The organism is Rhodopila globiformis, from assembly GCF_002937115.1.
Taxonomy (GTDB): Bacteria; Pseudomonadota; Alphaproteobacteria; order Acetobacterales; family Acetobacteraceae; genus Rhodopila; species Rhodopila globiformis.
This window is the reverse complement of record NZ_NHRY01000139.1, coordinates 1-17,822: the sequence shown is the minus strand read 5'-3', so window position 1 is coordinate 17,822 and position 17,822 is coordinate 1. Positions and strand designations below refer to the sequence as shown.

Annotated in this window: 18 protein-coding genes; 6 read left to right on the top strand and 12 right to left on the bottom strand. The window is 66.2% G+C overall.

The genetic code is table 11. The features are described 5' to 3' along the window. Positions 1–151 precede the first annotated feature (151 nt). The 9 genes from CCS01_RS13640 to CCS01_RS13605 form a co-directional block, all read right to left on the bottom strand. Positions 152–1,489, bottom strand: a complete 1,338-nt coding sequence (locus CCS01_RS13640) for a cation diffusion facilitator family transporter (protein WP_158258377.1) — start codon at positions 1,487–1,489, stop codon at positions 152–154. A gap of 274 nt (positions 1,490–1,763) precedes the next feature. Then, on the bottom strand, positions 1,764–2,000 hold the full coding sequence (locus CCS01_RS34645) for a hypothetical protein (protein WP_204848260.1): 237 nt from the start codon (positions 1,998–2,000) through the stop codon (positions 1,764–1,766). Further along, positions 1,970–2,155, bottom strand: coding sequence for a HEPN domain-containing protein (locus CCS01_RS34640; protein ID WP_204848259.1), 186 nt, complete (start codon positions 2,153–2,155; stop codon positions 1,970–1,972). The genes CCS01_RS34645 and CCS01_RS34640 overlap by 31 nt, the downstream gene beginning before the upstream one ends. Positions 2,156–2,169: 14 nt before the next feature. Continuing rightward, complete coding sequence (locus CCS01_RS13630; protein ID WP_204848258.1) at positions 2,170–2,520, bottom strand: nucleotidyltransferase domain-containing protein; 351 nt, start codon at positions 2,518–2,520, stop codon at positions 2,170–2,172. Between the two features lie 167 nt (positions 2,521–2,687). Further along, positions 2,688–4,232 (bottom strand): DHA2 family efflux MFS transporter permease subunit, encoded by a 1,545-nt coding sequence (locus CCS01_RS13625; RefSeq protein ID WP_104519364.1) that lies wholly within the window; start codon positions 4,230–4,232, stop codon positions 2,688–2,690. A 496-nt stretch (positions 4,233–4,728) separates the two neighbouring features. Further along, a complete protein-coding gene (locus tag CCS01_RS13620) occupies positions 4,729–5,085 on the bottom strand; it encodes a helix-turn-helix domain-containing protein (RefSeq protein WP_104519363.1) in 357 nt (118 codons plus the stop codon). Further along, positions 5,067–5,342, bottom strand: coding sequence for a BrnT family toxin (locus tag CCS01_RS13615; protein ID WP_193540137.1), 276 nt, complete (start codon positions 5,340–5,342; stop codon positions 5,067–5,069). Before CCS01_RS13615 ends, CCS01_RS13620 begins: the two co-directional genes overlap by 19 nt. A 126-nt stretch (positions 5,343–5,468) precedes the next feature. Next, positions 5,469–6,566, bottom strand: a complete 1,098-nt coding sequence (locus CCS01_RS13610; RefSeq protein WP_104519362.1) for an HlyD family secretion protein — start codon at positions 6,564–6,566, stop codon at positions 5,469–5,471. Continuing rightward, complete coding sequence (locus CCS01_RS13605) at positions 6,566–7,066, bottom strand: MarR family winged helix-turn-helix transcriptional regulator (RefSeq protein ID WP_239992152.1); 501 nt, start codon at positions 7,064–7,066, stop codon at positions 6,566–6,568. The genes CCS01_RS13610 and CCS01_RS13605 overlap by 1 nt, the downstream gene beginning before the upstream one ends. Before the next feature lie 554 nt (positions 7,067–7,620). On the opposite strand from CCS01_RS13605, the gene CCS01_RS13600 reads away from it, so the two are divergent. The 3 genes from CCS01_RS13600 to CCS01_RS13590 all read left to right on the top strand — a co-directional run bounded on the left by CCS01_RS13600 (position 7,621) and on the right by CCS01_RS13590 (position 10,284). Then, complete coding sequence (locus CCS01_RS13600) at positions 7,621–8,847, top strand: amidohydrolase family protein (RefSeq protein ID WP_104519361.1); 1,227 nt, start codon at positions 7,621–7,623, stop codon at positions 8,845–8,847. After that, positions 8,844–9,146: a DUF4387 domain-containing protein gene (locus CCS01_RS13595; protein WP_104519360.1), complete on the top strand. Its 303-nt coding sequence runs from the start codon at positions 8,844–8,846 to the stop codon at positions 9,144–9,146. The genes CCS01_RS13600 and CCS01_RS13595 overlap by 4 nt, the downstream gene beginning before the upstream one ends. Positions 9,147–10,011: 865 nt before the next feature. After that, positions 10,012–10,284, top strand: a complete 273-nt coding sequence (locus CCS01_RS13590; protein ID WP_104519359.1) for a hypothetical protein — start codon at positions 10,012–10,014, stop codon at positions 10,282–10,284. 78 nt (positions 10,285–10,362) lie between these two features. Here CCS01_RS13590 and CCS01_RS13585 read toward each other — a convergent pair whose 3' ends face one another. Further along, complete coding sequence (locus tag CCS01_RS13585) at positions 10,363–10,746, bottom strand: hypothetical protein (RefSeq protein WP_146101743.1); 384 nt, start codon at positions 10,744–10,746, stop codon at positions 10,363–10,365. A 135-nt stretch (positions 10,747–10,881) separates the two neighbouring features. Then, positions 10,882–11,055 carry a hypothetical protein gene (locus tag CCS01_RS13580; RefSeq protein WP_158258376.1) on the bottom strand — a complete coding sequence of 58 codons (174 nt, stop codon included), beginning with the start codon at positions 11,053–11,055 and terminating at the stop codon, positions 10,882–10,884. 34 nt (positions 11,056–11,089) lie between these two features. Here CCS01_RS13580 and pncA point away from each other — a divergent pair, with 34 nt between their 5' ends. From pncA to CCS01_RS13565, 3 genes are all read left to right on the top strand, one after another. After that, positions 11,090–11,743: a bifunctional nicotinamidase/pyrazinamidase gene (gene pncA / locus CCS01_RS13575; protein ID WP_104519356.1), complete on the top strand. Its 654-nt coding sequence runs from the start codon at positions 11,090–11,092 to the stop codon at positions 11,741–11,743. Positions 11,744–11,761: 18 nt separating this feature from the next. Next, positions 11,762–12,253 (top strand): DUF2147 domain-containing protein, encoded by a 492-nt coding sequence (locus CCS01_RS13570; RefSeq protein WP_158258375.1) that lies wholly within the window; start codon positions 11,762–11,764, stop codon positions 12,251–12,253. Positions 12,254–13,436: 1,183 nt separating this feature from the next. After that, positions 13,437–14,516, top strand: a complete 1,080-nt coding sequence (locus CCS01_RS13565; protein ID WP_146101741.1) for a hypothetical protein — start codon at positions 13,437–13,439, stop codon at positions 14,514–14,516. 207 nt (positions 14,517–14,723) lie between these two features. Here CCS01_RS13565 and CCS01_RS13560 read toward each other — a convergent pair whose 3' ends face one another. After that, positions 14,724–16,730: a ThiF family adenylyltransferase gene (locus CCS01_RS13560; RefSeq protein ID WP_146101739.1), complete on the bottom strand. Its 2,007-nt coding sequence runs from the start codon at positions 16,728–16,730 to the stop codon at positions 14,724–14,726. Positions 16,731–17,822 lie beyond the last annotated feature (1,092 nt).

Genomic DNA, 17,822 nt, shown 5'->3' with positions numbered 1-17,822 from the left:
AAAATACGCCCTCAACCACGCTGTCCCCGCCGGAAAGGCACCACGCCAGACCGCCGCCATGCCGGAACAAGAGCCCCCCGGACTCAATCATCCACGAACACCACACGGCGCCAATGTCCAGCCAGATGGCAAGCCGCTCCCCATAAGGCTCTCAAACCGGTGTGGAACCAGAGGTTTCCAGGAAGTCTCCCACGGCGACCTCCCCGCCCAGGTCCGCCAGAGCCTGGTCCAGGGTGACGGCGTGCGTGACTCGCATTTGCGTGCCGGCATCGGCAAGCACATAGGCCGGGCCCTGGCCGTGCATGTCCTTGCGCAGCAGGACCGTATCGGCCTTCAGGCTCACCAGCCACTCGGCCACGTGGATGCCCCGTGCCTTTTCCTGGTCCAGATGGGGATTGGCCAGCACCTCCTGGCGCTCCACCCGGCCATCGGCGGTGCGCAGCGTGACCAATCCGAAGCAGGGCGCTTCACCGAAATGGTCGCTGAGGGTGCCCGCCGGGCTGGCCAGCGGCACCGCCACGCACAGATGGCACCGCGGCCGCGGCTCATAATGGAGCATCACCCGCTCGACATTCGCCACCCGGGCGCGCACGGCCCGTTCGAGGCGATCGCTGACGTCATGCGCCTTCTTCAGGTCCGTCACGCGCAGGGCCACCTCGGCCTCGAGGAACCGGTAGCGCCCCGCGTTGCGCCCCACCAGCGAACGCACTTCGCTGACCGCCGGATCGGCCTCGATGATCCCCCGCACCCGGTTGAGCGTGTCCGCGTCCAGCGAGGCATCCAGCAGGACCTGCATCGCGCCCGAGAGCAGTTCCCAGCCGGTCTTGCCGATGAACACGACAATGAACAACGCGGCATAGCGATCCAGCGGCACGCCCGCCAGGTGCCCCAGCAAGGACAGCAGGACCATGCCCGAGGTCAGGACATGGGTGCGATACTCCTGCGCCACGGCGATCAGGCTCGGCGAATTGAGCTGCCGTCCCACCGACATCACGTAAAGGCTGAACGCGAAGGGCAGCGCCGCGGACAGGACCACACCGCCCAGGATCGGGCCACTGACCCGCACGGGGGCGATGTCGGCCAGCACCGCATCCCTGGCAATCTCGTAGCCGGTCAGGAACACCAGCAGGGACAGCACAACGGCGACCACGTTCTCCACTTTGTAGAGTCCGTAGGGGAAGTCGCGGCTCTTGCGCTCGGATAGCTTGACGCCGACGAGAACGGCGGCCGAACCGGCCAGGTCGACCACGTTGTGGACCATCTCGGCGGTGATGGCCAGGCTGCCCGACGCGGCGGCGATAACCAGGTTCAACGCGCTGAGGGCGACGTTGACGCCGATCGCCGCCCAGGCAATGCGCGAGGCCAGGCGTTGCTGATCGCGGCTCATGCCGGCACCGGTTGCTGCTGTGTCGCGCCGGCGAATCGGGGGCGGACACACTCTTGCGCAAGGGTCCAGGCCGAAATAACCGATCCGCCGGAGCCGGCGCACCGGCCCATCCGCGTCATGGCCGGCGCAGGCCGCATCGGCGTTAAAACAGGGCACAGGCGGCGCGACTGCTCTATCGTCATGGCGGCCGAAGGGCCGCCATCCACGCCTTGCGGTATTGAAGCCGCAGAAAGGCGTGGATGCCGGGCCTGCGCCCGGTATGACGATTCAGCAACGGCCGCCGCTATTTTAACGCACCTGCGGAGCAGGCCGGCCATGACGGTTGAAGCGTCCGTGCGACAAGTAAAGCGGTTAATCTGCATTGGCTTTCAGTCCATCATGCCGTCATCCCGGAAGATTGCTCTGTGTCCGGATCGTTACGATTAAGCAATGACTGCAAGTTTGCAACAAACATCTCGGCCTGCGCGACAATTTCCCGGGCATCGGCGAATTCCACGGCGTTGTCGCTGTAGTCGGCTACGTACCGGAAAGCTTCAGCGTGCTTGAGCAGCCGTCCCGCGTCTCTGGACACTGCGCCGCCCTTCACCAGACGCTCGTTGAAGGCGTTGAGCACGCCACGGTGAGTTTTGCCAACCCGTGGCCAACGGCCAGCAGCGCGGCCCGGGCGGCGTCGAACATGGCGTAATAAGCCCGGTTGCAGGCGCCGTCGGCGTCGCCACGGTCCAGCAGCGCCCGGGCAGACTCAGCGGCTCGGGCAGCCTTGGCCATCAGGTCCTCAGCCTTCACAAAGGCACCCCTTCCCTGGCGATGTTGCGCAGCAGCACCGGGTTCGCGTGCGTCTCAGGGTGCTCCCACTCATCCATCCAGATCGGTAGCGGGGTGATGTTGATGCCGGTTTCCATCAGCACGTCGTAGGCCACGTCGGCCATCGCCAGCGTCGTGGGCAGCAGGCGCAGGTGTTCGCCACGCAGCAGCACCGCAACGTCGGCGTCGCTGTCGGGCTGGTGGTTTCCACGCGCGCGGCTGCCGTAGAGGATTGCCCCGGCCATGTCGTAGCGTCCGGCAATTCGGCACAGGAATCCCTTCACAGCCTGTCCGGTGCCAGGGTCAATGGCGTTCGCGGCTATGCGCAACCTCCACATCCATGTTCAGTTCACATCTAGCAACGGGTCCAGCCGGACACAACATACAAACTCGGCCTTCGACCTTGTGGCGTGCGGTCCGCGCTACCGCCGCGGCAGGCTACACGGCCGGCGCAGGTCTGCCGGCGCAGACAGCGAACCCGTTGCTCCGCCCGGCCTCAATCCATCGCCGCGTGCGCCGCTTCGGCCGGGGCCGAGGACAGGCGCGGGCGGCGCATCAGCACCAGCAGCAGCAGCGACGGCAGCGTGGTGAAGATCATCATCCAGTAGTCGTCGATGTAGGCGATGATCTGCGCCTGCTGGTTGACCATCGCATCCAGCACCGCCGCGCCGTGCGTATGCGCCGGGTTCCACGCGTGCTGCACCGCCCCGCCGTCCTGCAAGGCGCGGTTGAACGGCGTCACGTACGCGCCGATCTGCTCATGCAGCACCTGGGTGTTGTGCGACAGCATGGCGGACGTGGCCGAGACGCCGATGGCGGCGCCGATGTTGCGGAACAGGCTGAACAGCGAGGCGCCGTCGGTGCGGTACTGCGGCGCCAGGGTGGCGAACGCCACCACCTGCAGCGGCAGGAAGATGAAGCCCAGCCCGGTGCCCTGGATCACGATGGTGGTGATGATCTCCCATTGCGCCACGTCCGGCGTCCACCCTGTCATCTCCCACATCGACCAGGACAGCGCGAGGATGCCGATCGCCATCAGGATGCGCGGGTCCATCTTGTTCGACAGCCGCCCGCCCAGCAGCATCGCCGCCATCGTGCCGATGCCGCGCGGCGCCATGATCAGCCCGGCCGTCTCCACCGGATAGTTCGCCAGGTTCTGCAGCCACGGCGCCATCAGCGACGAACTGGAAACCAGGATCGTCCCGGTCGCGAACATCAGCAGCAGCCCGGCGGCGAAATTGCGGTCGCGGAACAGCACCGGCGGGATGAACGGCTTCTTCGCGGTGGCCATGTGGACGATGAACAGGTAGAAGCCAAGGCCCGCCAACACCGCCTCGATGATGATCTCGCGCGCGGTGAACCAGTCCTGGTCCTGGCCGCGGTCCAGCATCAGCTGCAGCCCGCCGATGCCCAGCGCCAGCACGGCGAAGCCGATCCAGTCGAAGCGCATGTTGAAGTTGCCGAACGAGCGCGGCATGAAGATCATCAGGCCGAGCGTCGCCAGCACGCCGAACGGCAGGTTGATGTAGAACACCCACCGCCAGTTGTACATCTCCGTCAAGTACCCGCCCAGCGTCGGCCCCAGGATCGGCCCGACCATGACGCCGACGCCCCAGATCGCCATCGCCGTGCCGCGCTGCTCGATCGGGTAGATGTCCATCATGGTGGCCTGCGACAGCGGCACCAGCGCCGCGCCGAACACGCCCTGCATCAGGCGGAACGCCACCATCTGGCTGAGCGACTGCGCCGCGCCGCACATCATGGAGGTGACGGTGAAGCCGATCAGGCAGGTGATGAACAGGTATTTGCGGCCGAAGCGGGCGGCCAGCCACCCCACCGGCGCGGTCATGATCGCCGCGGCGGTGATGTAAGAGGTCAGGACCCAGGTGATCTCGTCGTAGGTCGCCGACAGGCTGCCCTGCATGTAGGGCAGCGCGACGTTGGCGATGGTCTGGTCCAACGCCTGCATCAACGTCGCGCCGACGGTGCACAGCGTGATGATCAGCCGGTGCGGCACGGGCTCCTGGGACGAGGGGGACATCAGGGCCCCGCCCCTTCCGTGGCAAGCCGCGCCGATACCCCGGCGACAGCAAGCCGCAGGCAGGTTGAGACGGAGCGTGAGAAGGGGCGTAAGACGGGGCGTAAGACGGGGCGTAAGACGGGGCGTAAGACGGGGCGACAGCTTTCCTTCATCGTCATGACGAGCGCACGCCCGCCACGGGCCTGAGGCAGAATAACCGCTCCACTTGTCGCACGGACGCTCCAACCGTCATGGTGGGCGCAGGCCCACCATCCACGCCTTTTGCTGCGATCAGCACCGTAAGGCGTGGATGGCGGCCCTGCGGCCGCCATGACGCGGAGGGGCCGGTGCACCGACTCCGGCGGACCGGTTATCTCGGCTTGGACCCGATCCACCCCTGGCGGTGCTGAAACCGACAACAGGCGTGGATGGCAGGCCTGCACCCGCCATGACGATGGGGCAACGGCTGCGCGTCCCGATCTGCCTGCGGTTTGCTGTAACCGGTCGAATCGCATGATCAGGCAGCCTGTGGCCCGCGCAAGGCACGCAGGGCGGCCTCGGGTTCGCGGTCGATCAGCCGCAGCAGGGTCTGCGCAGCGGGGTCCATGGTGAAGCGGTTCTGTTCCCAGTTGCGCAAGGTGGCGACCGGGATGTTCAGCAGAGCGGCAAAGGCGACCTGTGTCAGGCCAAGCTTCCGGCGAACGTCCTGGGCCAGGATGGGCGCGACGAAGCGCGATTCCGCATCCGGATCCTCGCCGTCCTCCATCATATGCCGACGGATGTCGTCCTCGGTGGTGGCGTCGAGCCGGGCACGGTCCACGCGCCCGCCGCCGCCGGCCTTGATCTGCTCTGTGGTCATGCGCGTGACAGCCATTGGGCGCGCTCCTTCTTGTTTGCCCGGCGGGCCGGGATGATCCGGATGGCGTCGCCGCGCAGGGTATAAATGACAACGAGAACGTCAGAGCCAATCTGGCCAATCGCCTTCATGCGGATCTCGCCGTGGTCAGCGCGCGTATCCTCGGCAACGACCAGGGCGGTATCGAAGATGCGGCTGGCATAAGCGAAGTCGAATCCCCGCGTCTGGTACGTCGTCTCGCTCCTGGCTGGGTCCCATTCAAATTCCACCGCCATAAACTACGCGCAGCGCGTAGTCTTGACAACGACTTCCTCAACGCTGCCACCACACAGCCCGTTCCCACCTGTCGCGCTGATCATCGGATTCCCGCTTGAAATCCCAACGGGATATTTTCGAGAGCCCTAGAACAGGTCGTGCCACGTCCGGCGGTGGCCGGTATCGATATCCGTGATCACGCTCATGCCGGCGCGCAGCTCCGGGTCGCCCGGCTTGCGCGTCACCTTGATGCGGACCGGGATGCGCTGCACCACCTTGACCCAGTTGCCGGAGGTGTTCTGCGCCGGCAGCACGGAAAACTCCGATCCGCTGTTCGGCGCGATCGATTCCACCTCGGCCTTCCAGGTCAGGCCCGGATAGGTATCGACGCTGACGTCGACCGGGTCGCCGGGCTTGACATAGGTCAGTTCGGTCTCCTTCGGGTTGGCCTCGATCCAGACGCGCTCGGTCGAGACCAGGCCGAAGGCGGCGGTGGAAGCGCCCAGGTACATGCCCGGCTGCACGGTATCGACCTGGGTGACGATGCCGTCATACGGGGCGTAGATCACCGCATGGTTGAGTTCCCGCTGCGCCTCGTCCACCCTGGCCTCGGCCTGCCGGTAGTCCGACATGGTGCGCACATCGACGTTGGGGTCGCCACCCAGGCGGGCAAGCTGCACCGCGGCGGTGACCTTCAGCGCCTCGATCGCCTGCTGGTCGGCCATCAACCGGAAGCGGGCGTTGTCATACTCGGCGCGGGTGACGCCGCCGCTCTTCACCAGCCCGGCATAGCGGTTGTAGTCGGCCTGGTCGGAGTCCATCTGCGCCTGCTTGACGTCGACCTCGCGCAGCATGCGCTTGTAGTCGAGCTTCTGGGCATTCAGCGTCGAGACCATACTGTCGCGGGCGGCCTTGGCGCCGGCGAGAGCGATCTCGAACGGCCTGGTATCCAGGCGCAGCAGCACGTCGCCCTTCTTCACGTACTGGCCCTCGTGCACCGGCACCGCGGCGACGATGCCGGAGACATCGGTGGCGATCGCCTCCTTGGCGGCGCGGACATAGGCGTCATCGATCGAGACATAGCGCCCGCCGGTGATCCACCAGCCCAATGAGGCCACGGCGACGGCCAGGATGCCGCCCAGCATCAGCACCGGACGCAGCGCGCCGCGGGCGAGGCGGCGGCGCGACGGGGCCTCGGTGACGCGCTGGCCGACGCGCGGACCGGAGACGGCGGCGTCGGACATCACACAGCCTCCGGCGACACGCTGTCAGGCGCGGCGGTCATGCGAGCCTCCGCGGCCCGTCGTGCGGCGTGGGACTCCTGGGTCAGGGTGGCTTTCATCCGCAGCAGGGCTTCGGTCATGGTTTCGATGGACGCTTCGCTGAGGCCGATGGTGACGATGCGCGTCATGTCGGTGCGCTGCTCGTCGATTTCGTGCAGGACGTCGTGGGCCGGCGGCAGCAGGTGCAGCCGCCAGATGCGGCGATCACGCGGGTCCGGGCGGCGCTCGACCATGCCGCGTCCCTCCAGCCGATCGATCAGGCGGGCGACGGTGATCGGCTCGACTTCCAGGATCTCGGACAGTTCCTTTTGCGAGATGCCGGGCTGGCGTTCCAGCCAGATCAGGATCGCCCACTGCGCGCGGGTCATGCCGTTCACCCGGGCGCGCTTGTCGGCCTCGACGCGCAGCAGGCGGGCGACGTCATGCAGCAGAAAGAGCAGGTCGCGGTGAAATTCGTGCACGGGAACATCCTGTAGTTCACCTGATTATAAGGCGCGTTATGATATAAAAGCCAGTCCCGGGGCCATGCGTTTGTTGCAAAGCCGCTACTCGTCAGTAGCCAGGTGTGAGGCTTCGGCCGGATTCCGCCGCCGGGATCGCGTCACCCGTTGAACAAACCCAGGCGGAGACGCCGTTTTCCGGCCGCGTCCGGGGCGCTGGGCGTGTCTGGATAAGACGACGGCTGGAGAAGGATTTGGCGCTGCGGCCGTTCTCTCACCGTCATGGCCGGGCGTGTCCCGGCCATCTGCGCTTCGACAGTGCGGGGTGGATGGCCGGGACACGCCCGGCCATGACGATAGGGAGAAGCCCTTGCTCCGCCGGTCCGCTTATCCTGACCTGATACGTATGGGACACGCCCGGCCGCGACGAGAGGAGATGACCTCGCTCCGCGCAGCCACCGCGCCTGGAAGTCCACATTTTCACAGCAGAGGCGCCGCAGCCTTTACACGCGCCGCGTCCCGCTGGCAGGTTCCCCATTGCCAAGCTATGGGCCGGCCCGATCACAGGGAACAGCATGGACCTGATCATCCGCAACGCGCGCCTGCTCGGAGCCCCGGACCATCCGCCCGTCGACATCGGCGTCCGCGGCGGCCAGATCATCGCCATCGAGAACAACCTGCTGGCCAACGCGCCGGTGCACGACGCCGAGGGCCACCTGGTCTGCGCCGGCCTGGTCGAAACCCACATCCACCTCGACAAGACCCGCATCATCGACCGCTGTCCGCCGGAGGACGGTCGCAACGTCAATGCCGTGCCACGCGTCGCCGCCGTCAAGCCCACGTTCACCGAGGAGGATGTGTACCACCGCGCCCGCCAGACGCTCGAAGCCTGCCTCAGGCACGGCACGACACGGATGCGCACGCATGTCGAACTCGACGCCGGCGTGGAGATGCGCAGCCTCGACGCGCTGACCAAATTGCGTGACGACTACGCCTGGGCGATCGACATCGAATTCTGCGTCTTCCCGCAGGAGGGGCTGACCAACAACCCACGCGCCGGCGAACTGCTGGTCGAGGCGCTGAAGCGCGGCGTCAGGGTCATCGGCGCGGCGCCGAACTACGACCCCGACAAGGCGGGGCAGATCCGCCGCATCTTCGAACTGGCGCGGGAATTCGACTGCGACATCGACATGCACCTGGATTCCGGCAACAGCCCGGCCGACATGGACATCCACCAGGTCTGCGCGCTGACGCGGGAGCACAAGCTGGGCGGGCGCGTCGCCATCGGCCACGGCTGCAAGTATGCCACCTTGCCACCGGCGGACCTGGCCGCACTGGCCGGTCAGATGGCCGACGCCGGCGTGGCGGTGACGGTGCTGCCGGCCACGGACCTGTACATGATGGGCCGCGACCAGGACCACAGCGTCCGCCGCGGCGTCGCCGACGCCAACGTGCTGGTGGAGCACGGCGTCAACTGCTCGATCGCCAGCAACAATATCCTCAATCCGTTCACGCCGTTCGGCGACGGCAACCTCGTCCGCATGGCCAACCTGCAGGCGAACGTCTGCCAGATCAGCGGCGCGCGGCGGCTGCGGGAGTGTTTCTATATGGTCACGGAACGCCCGGCCATGCTGATGAACCTGCGCGACTACGGCATCGCCATCGGCAATCCGGCCGACATCGTGGTGATGGACGCGCGGACTCCGGAACAGGCGGTGGCGGAGGTGCGCGGCCCGCTGGCGGTATTCAAGAACGGACGGCGCACGGTGACGCGGCCGCGGGCGGAGCTGCACCGGCCATGAGGCTGTCCGACCTCGCCCGGGTGATCCGCAGCAAGAACGCCGGGCCACGGCGGCTGACCCTGGATATCATGTTCGGGTCGGAGGCGGATTACCAACGCGTCGTGCGGTCGCCGGCGCTGGGAGCGGACGCCATCGGACGGCTGTATCGCGTGCCGGCGGAGGACGTGCGGGTCATCCCCTACCCCGCCGGCCGGGCGATCAAGATCGTGCTGCCACGCGGGATCATGGCGGGCGATCCGGGAGATTGCGATGTGTATGGCGCGCAGCAGCACGCGCCGCTGCTGGGGATCGAGGTGTAATACGGTTCCCGGGAAACTTTGCCGGTTTCGTCACTCCTCAGGCCAGCGCAGGCCGCATCAACAGTCGCGGGAAGACGGCCAGGGTTTCCCGGGTGCCGTATAATACCAACCGGCACGGAGTTCGACCGTCAGCCACCGGTGCCTCGCGGTCATGGCCGGCTCGTCCCGCATTGGCGTTGAAATAGCGTGGCGGCGGCACGACGCTTGCCATTCCGTCATGGCCCGGCTTGTCCGGGCCACCTATTCCAGCACTGTGCCGCGACAGGTGGCCCGGACAAGCCCTACGGGATGCACACATCTCGGAAACGGTCCGCCGCTGCGTTTCCCTTTCGTCATGGCCCGGCTTGTCCGGGCCACCTATTCCAGCACTTGTGCCGCGACAGGTGGCCCGGACAAGCCGGGCCATGACGATGGGGGAACGCTCTTGGCGCCCAGGCAAGCACTTGATTTTACAGTCATTTCCCACTCGTTTCCAGGATGTGTGCATTGCGTAGGGACAAGCCGGGCCATGACGAGGAGGCAACAGCCAGCCCTATTTTAACGCCAATGCGGCTCGTCCGGGCCATGCCGAGGGGGCGAAACGGTCACTCCCAATGCCGGATGGCATGAGTCCAGGGGCGTGGCGGAGCCATCACGGTTTTGCGCTCATACCGGCGCCACCGAAATCGCATAGTGCGCCCTGCCCCGCCCATGCTGCGGTGGGGCTGGCGCAGGTAGCCGGCGTCACCCTGGCCTGTGGCCGCCCCGGAGCAGCATGGATGCTCATGCAGCACCGCGGCGGCCCACGGCGACGGGCGGAGCCGGGCCGCCGAAGGCCCCGAAGACGTCCGGCTCATCGTTGAAACATTCATCTGGCAGGTAGCATATGGCGCGCATCATCACCGCTCTGTTTCTGCTGTTCGCTGTGCAGCAGGCCAATGCCGCCGAGTGCGGCTCGACGGCCAACCGATCCGGCTGCGTCGGCCCGAACGGAGCCGCGATGTACAACAAGAACACCGGCCAGGTTCACACCGCGCAGCCGTACCGTTCGAACCAGGTCGCGCCCGGCACCAGCGTCCAGGGCGCGCGCGGCAACCGTGCGACGAAGGCGCTGGCACCGGGATGCGCCTACGTCAACGGCCGGCGCGTCTGCAACTGACCGGGGATGCGGTTCGGCCCGTCGCTGGTTCCCCGGGATCGGCCGTGGCCCGCATGGAGATGGAATCCGGCGCGCCCCTCAACCGCCCGGCGCGCGCGGCATCACCGCCGGATTGTCGGCTGTTTCCGCGAAGCAGCCGCCCGTGCCGGCCTGGCATACGCTGACGTAGACAATGCGGTGCCCGCAGCCCGAGATGCCGATGCTGTACGCCGCCTGGTCGTAGCCGGAAAACGGCGAACTCTGCAACGGACTGCTCGATAGCACGGTACCGGTCGCGGTCGGGCAATCCAGTTCGAACCGGCCGCGGTTCACGGCCGCCTGCATGGCGGCGTTCTGCCTGCTGGCCAGCATCTGCGACGGATTTTGTTGACACCCCGCGAGAGCCGTAGCCACAGCCAGAGCCGCGACTGATGCGGCCGTTCCACCGAACAGGCGTTGCGTTGCAGTCGATCCCACAGTCATGACGCACTCCATCTCGCCAACAGCCTGATGTGTCGCTGTCGCGCCGTGATACAATATCACAGCACCGGAAACATCGAACCCACCCCGGCCGGGCCGGATCAGCCGGGTCCATGCCGCCAGTCGCCCCGGCCACCCTCACCGGCTGGTGATCGCCGGCTGGCCGGTCGCCGACGCCGGATTCCGCGTGCGGTTGCGCCGCACCGGCGGCTCATGGATATTGGACAGGAACGAAAGCCGCACGGTTTCCTGCCGCGTCGCCGGGCCCATGGTGGTCGCCGCACCGTCATTGGCCCAGTGGAAGGTTACCATCCCGGCCAGCCGGATCTGCACAGGGAGAGTGCATATGCAAATCGATTCTGTCACCGACATTCTTGGGCTGATCGACATACAGCCGACGTTCATGCCGGGCGGTGAACTCGCGGTGGCCCGGGGTGACGAGATCGTCCCGGTCGTCAACCGGCTGCTCACCCGCTTCGACCACGCCTTTGCGACGCAGGACTGGCATCCGCCGGGTCATGCGTCGTTCGCCGGCTCCCATCCCGGCCGGCAGCCGTATGACACCATCGACCTGCCCTACGGCCGGCAGGTGCTGTGGCCCGACCACGGCGTCGCCGGCACGCCGACCGCCGCCATTCATCCCGGCATCGATCAGGCAAGGGTGGAGGTGATCATCCGCAAGGGCTTCCGTCCGGCGCTCGACAGCTACTCAGCGTTCTTCGAGAACGACCGCGCCACGCCGACGGGGCTGGAGGGCTGGCTGCGGCAGCGCGGCTTCACGCGGCTGTTCCTGTGCGGCCTCGCCACCGATTTCTGCGTCGCCTGGTCGGCCGAGGATGCCGCCCGGCTCGGCTTCACGGTGTTCGTGATCGAGGACGCCTGCCGCGGCATCGGCCTGCCGGTGGCCGAGGGCCGCACCACCATCGACGAGGCGCGCGACCGCCTGGCGGGGCTGGGGGTCGGGTTCATCGACAGCGCCGGGCTGCGCGGCGGCGCCTGACGCCTTATGTTACGGCGCATGCTGCGTTTGCTTGCCTTTCTTGTCGTGCTGCTGCTGCTGCCGCTGCCGGCCGCCGCGGTCGTACCGCCGATGGCCGGGCTTTGGCTGACCCAGGATCATGACGGCGTCATCGGCGTCGAGCCGTGCGGCGACAAGCTGTGTGCCCGCATCGCCGGCTTCTTCCTGGACCACCCGGCCGACCCGACGCCGTTGGATTACCGCGGCGTGTCGCAGTGCCACCTGCCGCTGATCAGCGACGCCGGGCAGGTCGCGCCGAACCTGTGGAAGGGCCACATCACCGACCCGCGCAACGGCAGCGTCTATCATGTGGAACTGTGGCTGACTCCGGAGGGCGCCCTGGCGTTGCGCGGCTACCTCGGCATCCCGCTGTTTGGCCAGACGCAGACCTGGACCCGCTATGCCGGGACGGTGCCGGCGGATTGCCGGCTGACGCCGCCGGCGGGACACCCGGAGGTGGTCCGTCCGGGTGGCGGCGCGGCGGCCGGATGACACATCAGGCAGACCATGAGCCGATGACGGGAGGCGCGGTTTCCAGGCCGCCGCGCCGACGCCGGACTGCCAACGGCCGACTGGCCTGGCGGCGGGTTTTCCGGCTGGCCGCCGCCACGCGGATACAAGCGCCTGATTGCGGCGGGCCTGCCTGAACCGGGCTTCGCCGCGGTGCCCCCTTCTTGCAGCGGCCGCTGCCTGTCGTAACTTTATGGATATGTCCCGGCCGTGTCCCGGTCGCGCGCGCGTTGGCCATTTGGCCGGCTTGTATCGGACGCATCATGGTTTGTATGACAATCGTGCAGAATTGCAGGCCTGGCACCACGGGATGTCAACGCAGTATTTCATAGGCCGCACCGACCGGCATTGACATTGGCGTTACTTGGTAATCCCCAGGCGCCGGGCGGGTACAGATCCACATCCGCGCCTTTTGCCTGTCTCGACAAAGTCGCGGATGCCTGGACAGACCCGCGTTAGAGTTACCAAGGAGGCGGTCAAAGGGCGGCCATCCCTGATCGTCATGGCGGGCGCAGGCCCCATTGGCGTTAAAATAGCGTGGCGGCGGCACGATGCTTGCCATTCCGTCATGGCCCGGCTTGTCCGGGCCACCTGTTCCAGCACTGTGCCGCGACAGGTGGCCCGGACAAGCCGGGCCATGACGAGGAGGCAACAGCCAGCCCTGATTTAGCGCCAATGTGGACAGACCCGGCCATGACATGGAAGCAAACACCACCCTGGTTGTACAGGCCCTCTGCAGACGGATGCAGCGGGAGTGTGATGCCTCTCACATCTCCAGCGAAAACATTTGGATATATGCTGCGGGCAGATCCAACGTCTCGACTTCACGCCGAGGAACTCATGCGATTGGTTCTTTCCATGATCACGACATTTCTTCAGATCAATCCCGTGTGTGGACGAACGCCGATGCACCGGACGCCCTGACGGAAGCCGGTCTTTACTATCGGGAAAAATTCCGACCTTGACGACCCGCCGCGCAGCCCGGTGCTGCGCTATCAGGACATACGAAAGGTGAGCAACCATGTATACCAATTCGATATCGTATCAGAAAACCATGAAACGGCCCAATGATCGTCCCGTCGCTGCGTGCGGCCTCCGGGACGAACCGCCGGAGCATTGTCGCGCCGGGAAGCCGTCACTTGCCTTGCGCTGCCTCGGACGCCAGGTGCGGCCGGCGGTTCTGCTGTGGGCTTCGGTGGCTGCAATCGCGGCAAGCGTCGTGCCGACGCCGGCCCATGCGCATATCAAGTGGTTTGCCCCGTATGACGTGACGAAACCGCCGATGCCGGTCCACGGCGTGCTGACACAGCACTTCCTGCTGGTCTTCATCGCGTTCACCCTGCTGATGGCCGCAAGCTTCATCGCCGATCGGCTTGCGGCGAAGCGGTCCTGGACACTGGCGGAGTCCGGCGCGAACGAGGCGCTGGAGGAACTGTTGGTCCGAAGCGGGACAGGCGCCTTCTTCATGGCACTGTTCGCCGTCGGCGGTATCATTCTTACACCGGAACTTCATACCAGCGACGGCTGGGTGGCGTGGCTTCAGCTCGGCATCGCCGCCAGCATGCTTTCGGCGCGGACCTGCATCGTCGGCAGCCTGGGAATCCTCGTGCTGTATGCCTATGGCATTTCGCAATACGGGGTGTTCCATCTGTCCGATTATCCGGTGTTTCTCGGCTTGGCCGCCTATCTGGCCCTGACGTCGTTCCCGTCCGAGCGGCTGCGGTCGTACCGGATGGCTATCCTGTATGCCGCCCTATGCGTCTGCCTGATGTGGGGCGCGGTCGAGAAGTGGGCCTACCCGCAGTGGACCTTGCCCCTGCTTGCCGCCCGGCCGTACCTGACGTTCGGCTTCACGGCCCCGAACTTCATGATCTTCGCCGGGTTTGTGGAATTCGCCTTCGCCTTCTATATGCTGACCGGATTGGGCCTGCTGCGCCTTGCGATTCTTGGCCTGAGCACGATTTTCATCGCGGCGGTCTTCGACTTTGGCAAGGTCGACGCGATCGGCCACCTGCCGATCCTGACCGCCATGGCCGCAATGTTTGTGCACGGGCCGACGCAGATGCATGTCTGGTTGCATGCCAAGGCGGACACGGCCTTTCGCCTCGGCCGTACCGCGGGCGGTGCCTTCGTGATGACCGTGTTCCTGTTCCTGGCGGTGTATTACGGCGTGCAGCACGCGGAGTATGGGCACAATCCGCAGGACAGGATCGCCACATCCGTGTCATCCGGTCACCGCCTGTGAAACGCAACAGGCGGGATCACGATCGTTCCCAGGGCGCCACAGGCAGCGGGGCCGTCCGCTGCCACGCGGGGCGGCGGACGATACCGAAACCAACCTGGCTGCCAAAGGCCCGCGGCCGGACGATATGCTCGACAACGTCAGGTGGTTTCACGAAAAAGCCGCGCTTCTTCCGACAACGTGGCGGCCGGCGCCGCCACGTTGGTTCATTCACGCAACGGCAGGGCTGGCACCGGCAGTCGAGGCCACCTGCCGCTCCACCGTCAGCAGTTCCGCCACCGGCTTGCGCACCGACCTTGGATACGCATCGCGCCAGTGCGGCTCGCCGATGCGGCCCATGAACACGAAATCCCCGGCGCCGAACAGGGCGCGGGTTTGCCGCGCGAGGTCGCGGCCCTTGGCCTGGAGCCTGGCGTCAGCCGTGAACGGGGCATTCTCCTGGCCATAATGCGCGAAGGTCAGCACGTCCATCAGCGGCTGCAACGCCAGGCCCAGCCGGGTCGCCGTCAGCCAGAAGTTCTGGAGCCTGACGCCGGTTTCCAGCAACGCGCGGGTCGTTCGCGGCGAGTCGGACTCTTGGCTGTAGCGGATGGCGAACACCGCGCCGGACGCCAAGACGGGCAGGTAATCCGTCTCCAGCGCCATCGCCGCCGCGCCGCCGACCTGGTTGAACAACCGGGTCCGATCCTCACTGTCCAGGGCCCAGCGATACGCCCGCGTAAGGACCGGATCGAGGCCCAGCGCCTTCGCCGGGGTCCGGTCCGGGCTGATCGGCAGGGTCCATTCGATGCGGCGCCGGTGGACCGGCATCATTTCGGGTGCGCGCAGGCGGATCGTGCCGGCCCGCAGGCTGAGCCGGGCAAAGCGCTCGCGGTCGCGCGGGCCAGGCAGCCAGACGACGCGCAGGGTCTCGCCCAGCGCGGCTTCCAGCGCCTCGCGTTCCCCGGCGGTCAGCGCGCGCGTGCGATACCGCGTGCGATCGACGTGACGCAGGCCCAGCGACGGGCAGAGCGGATCGGGTTCCATTTTCGGGTCAGCGGTGAACCCGACACGAATCAGCAACGGATCGGCGTCGGACTCGATCCGCCACGCCATCCGCCTGCCATGCGCCGAGGCGGCGATCCGCAGATATTCCAGCAGGCCGCCGATACCCAGCAGGTTCGGCTCGCCATTGCGGTACTGGTACAGGCCGCCGGCGGTGGTGCGTCGGGCATGGATGCGAAGCTCGTCCGGGCCCAGCTTCTCGAACCGCCAGGGCTGCTCGTTGTTGCGGCTGGGCGCCCAGCGGGCCGCGTGCAGCACCTCGTCGAGGTAGCCTTCGGGAACGAACGTCTCGGGCGGCAGCGGAATGGCCCGCATGCGCTCGATGGCCGCGGGCACCATCCGCGCCATCTTGCGGCGCCACCGCGCGCCGTTGAGGCCGCCGCGCACCTTCGTCACCGCAAGGCGGTTGCTGAAGACATCATACTGGAACGCGTACGGCACCGGCTTGATCTCACCGCGGCGCAGCAGGAACTTCAGCGCGGTGATGGCGGCGGCGCCGGCGCAGAGCTGGCACGCTGCGCCGACCGAGGTGGCCGTCTTGGCCACGAGATTGAGCCGCATGGGGTCGGAGAGGTAGGAGGCGGGCAACGGCTTGGGCACCAGGCCGGTCATGAAGCGGATGGCTTGCTCGTATTCGCTGGCGCCCTCCATGCCGAAATATTCGTCGAAGCTCATGCCTTTGGGGTCGAAGGCCAGCAGCGACACGCTCATGCCCATCGGCCCGGCGCAGACGACGGGAATGCCCAGCTCGCGGCAGCGCCGATAGGTCTTGCGCCGCATCTCGATGACATTGAAGTCGAAGCCGTCGACGAACAGGTCGACGCCGTCGAGGAACTGCTCGAGGTTCTCGTCGGTGACGCCGTCATCGAAGCGGCGGATGCGCAGCTCCGGGTTCACCGCCAGCGCCATTTCCTCCATGACCTCGCCCTTGACGAGACCGAGGGTGTTGACGTTGCAGCCGTACTGGCGGTTGAAGTTGGGGATGTCGAACCGGTCGAAGTCGGCGGTGTTGAAAGCGCCGATGCCCAGCCGCGCGAGGGTGATCATGTGGACGCCACCGACGCCGCCCATGCCGGCGAGCGCGATGCGCATGCCGCGCAGGGCAAGCTGCTCGGCTTCCGTCAGCCAGCCGACGTTTCGTTCAAATGCCGCATCGAACGTGAATTTCACCATAGTGCCTGCCTCTCCAATTCTTGTGCGTGGCCTGATATCATACTTTCGCGTTCGTCCTCGCGATATCCTCCCCGGTCGCGGCAAGCAGGTCTTCACAAGTGCGGATGGCGGCGGATCCGTGCTGCACCGGACCAGGTAGTTACATTGGGACTGAAAGGATGTCCGTCATTGCCGCTGTCGTTGGTATCAAGGAGCATGTCCCAAGGCTTGTCCAGTCTCCCACGCGTATTGCTGCAAATACCGGGTCGCCATGTCATCGTATCGGTATCGGCCCGATCTTGCCAAAGGCCGGAGCCGGAATAACCGATCCACCGCAGCCGGCGGGCCACCCCCACCACGTCATGGCCCGGACAAGCCCCTACGGGATGCACACATCTCGGAAACGGTCCGCCGCTGCGTTTCCCTTTCGTCATGGCCCGGCTTGTCCGGGCCACCTATTCCAGCACTTGTGCCGCGACAGGTGGCCCGGACAAGCCGGGCCATGACGATGGGGGAACGCTCTTGGCGCCCAGGCAAGCACTTGATTTTACGGTCATTTCCGACTCGTTTCCAGGATGTGTGCATTGCGTAGGGACAAGCCCTACCGCAGCATGCACAGATCTCGGAGAGATCCGCCGCAGCCGTTGCCGCCCCGTCATGGCCGGGACACGCCCTACGGGATGCACTGATTTCGGAAACGGTCCACTGCAGCCATGCCTCATACTGCCACGGCCTGTGCCGGTTTCACCGACGGCAATCAAGCGAACACGGAGTTTCACGGAGTCGCCCGGGGCGCCCGCAACACGGTCGCCCCCGTGGCGGCGTTCGATGATTTCAGGCGCTTCGCGCGAAGCGCAATATCCACTTCCTCCTCCCATGAAAATGCGGACCCGCAGGCGCCAACGGCAGGGCGGAGCCAGGTCGTCTCCCCATCGTCATGGCCGGGCGTGTCCCTATCAGGTTCACAGATCATGGAAACAATTCCGCACTAGCGTCGATAAAAGACGGTTGGATGCGCCGTCGCCCGATCTGGTGCTCCGATTGTATCGTAATGAGCCGCAAAAACCCGACTTTGAAGACCATCGGACGATCGTTCGCACGATGTGTGAATTT

Coding starts and splice junctions, on each gene's coding strand:
- CCS01_RS34640 (WP_204848259.1), bottom strand. CDS start 2,155: ATGGCCAAGGCTGCCCGAGCCGCTGAGTCTGCCCGGGCGCTGCTGGAC.
- CCS01_RS13590 (WP_104519359.1), top strand. CDS start 10,012: ATGGCGCGCATCATCACCGCTCTGTTTCTGCTGTTCGCTGTGCAGCAG.
- CCS01_RS13600 (WP_104519361.1), top strand. CDS start 7,621: ATGGACCTGATCATCCGCAACGCGCGCCTGCTCGGAGCCCCGGACCAT.
- CCS01_RS13580 (WP_158258376.1), bottom strand. CDS start 11,055: ATGGTAACCTTCCACTGGGCCAATGACGGTGCGGCGACCACCATGGGC.
- CCS01_RS13615 (WP_193540137.1), bottom strand. CDS start 5,342: ATGGCGGTGGAATTTGAATGGGACCCAGCCAGGAGCGAGACGACGTAC.
- CCS01_RS13570 (WP_158258375.1), top strand. CDS start 11,762: ATGCTGCGTTTGCTTGCCTTTCTTGTCGTGCTGCTGCTGCTGCCGCTG.
- CCS01_RS13610 (WP_104519362.1), bottom strand. CDS start 6,566: ATGTCCGACGCCGCCGTCTCCGGTCCGCGCGTCGGCCAGCGCGTCACC.
- CCS01_RS13595 (WP_104519360.1), top strand. CDS start 8,844: ATGAGGCTGTCCGACCTCGCCCGGGTGATCCGCAGCAAGAACGCCGGG.
- CCS01_RS13560 (WP_146101739.1), bottom strand. CDS start 16,730: ATGGTGAAATTCACGTTCGATGCGGCATTTGAACGAAACGTCGGCTGG.
- pncA (WP_104519356.1), top strand. CDS start 11,090: ATGCAAATCGATTCTGTCACCGACATTCTTGGGCTGATCGACATACAG.
- CCS01_RS13625 (WP_104519364.1), bottom strand. CDS start 4,232: ATGTCCCCCTCGTCCCAGGAGCCCGTGCCGCACCGGCTGATCATCACG.
- CCS01_RS13620 (WP_104519363.1), bottom strand. CDS start 5,085: ATGGCTGTCACGCGCATGACCACAGAGCAGATCAAGGCCGGCGGCGGC.
- CCS01_RS13585 (WP_146101743.1), bottom strand. CDS start 10,746: ATGACTGTGGGATCGACTGCAACGCAACGCCTGTTCGGTGGAACGGCC.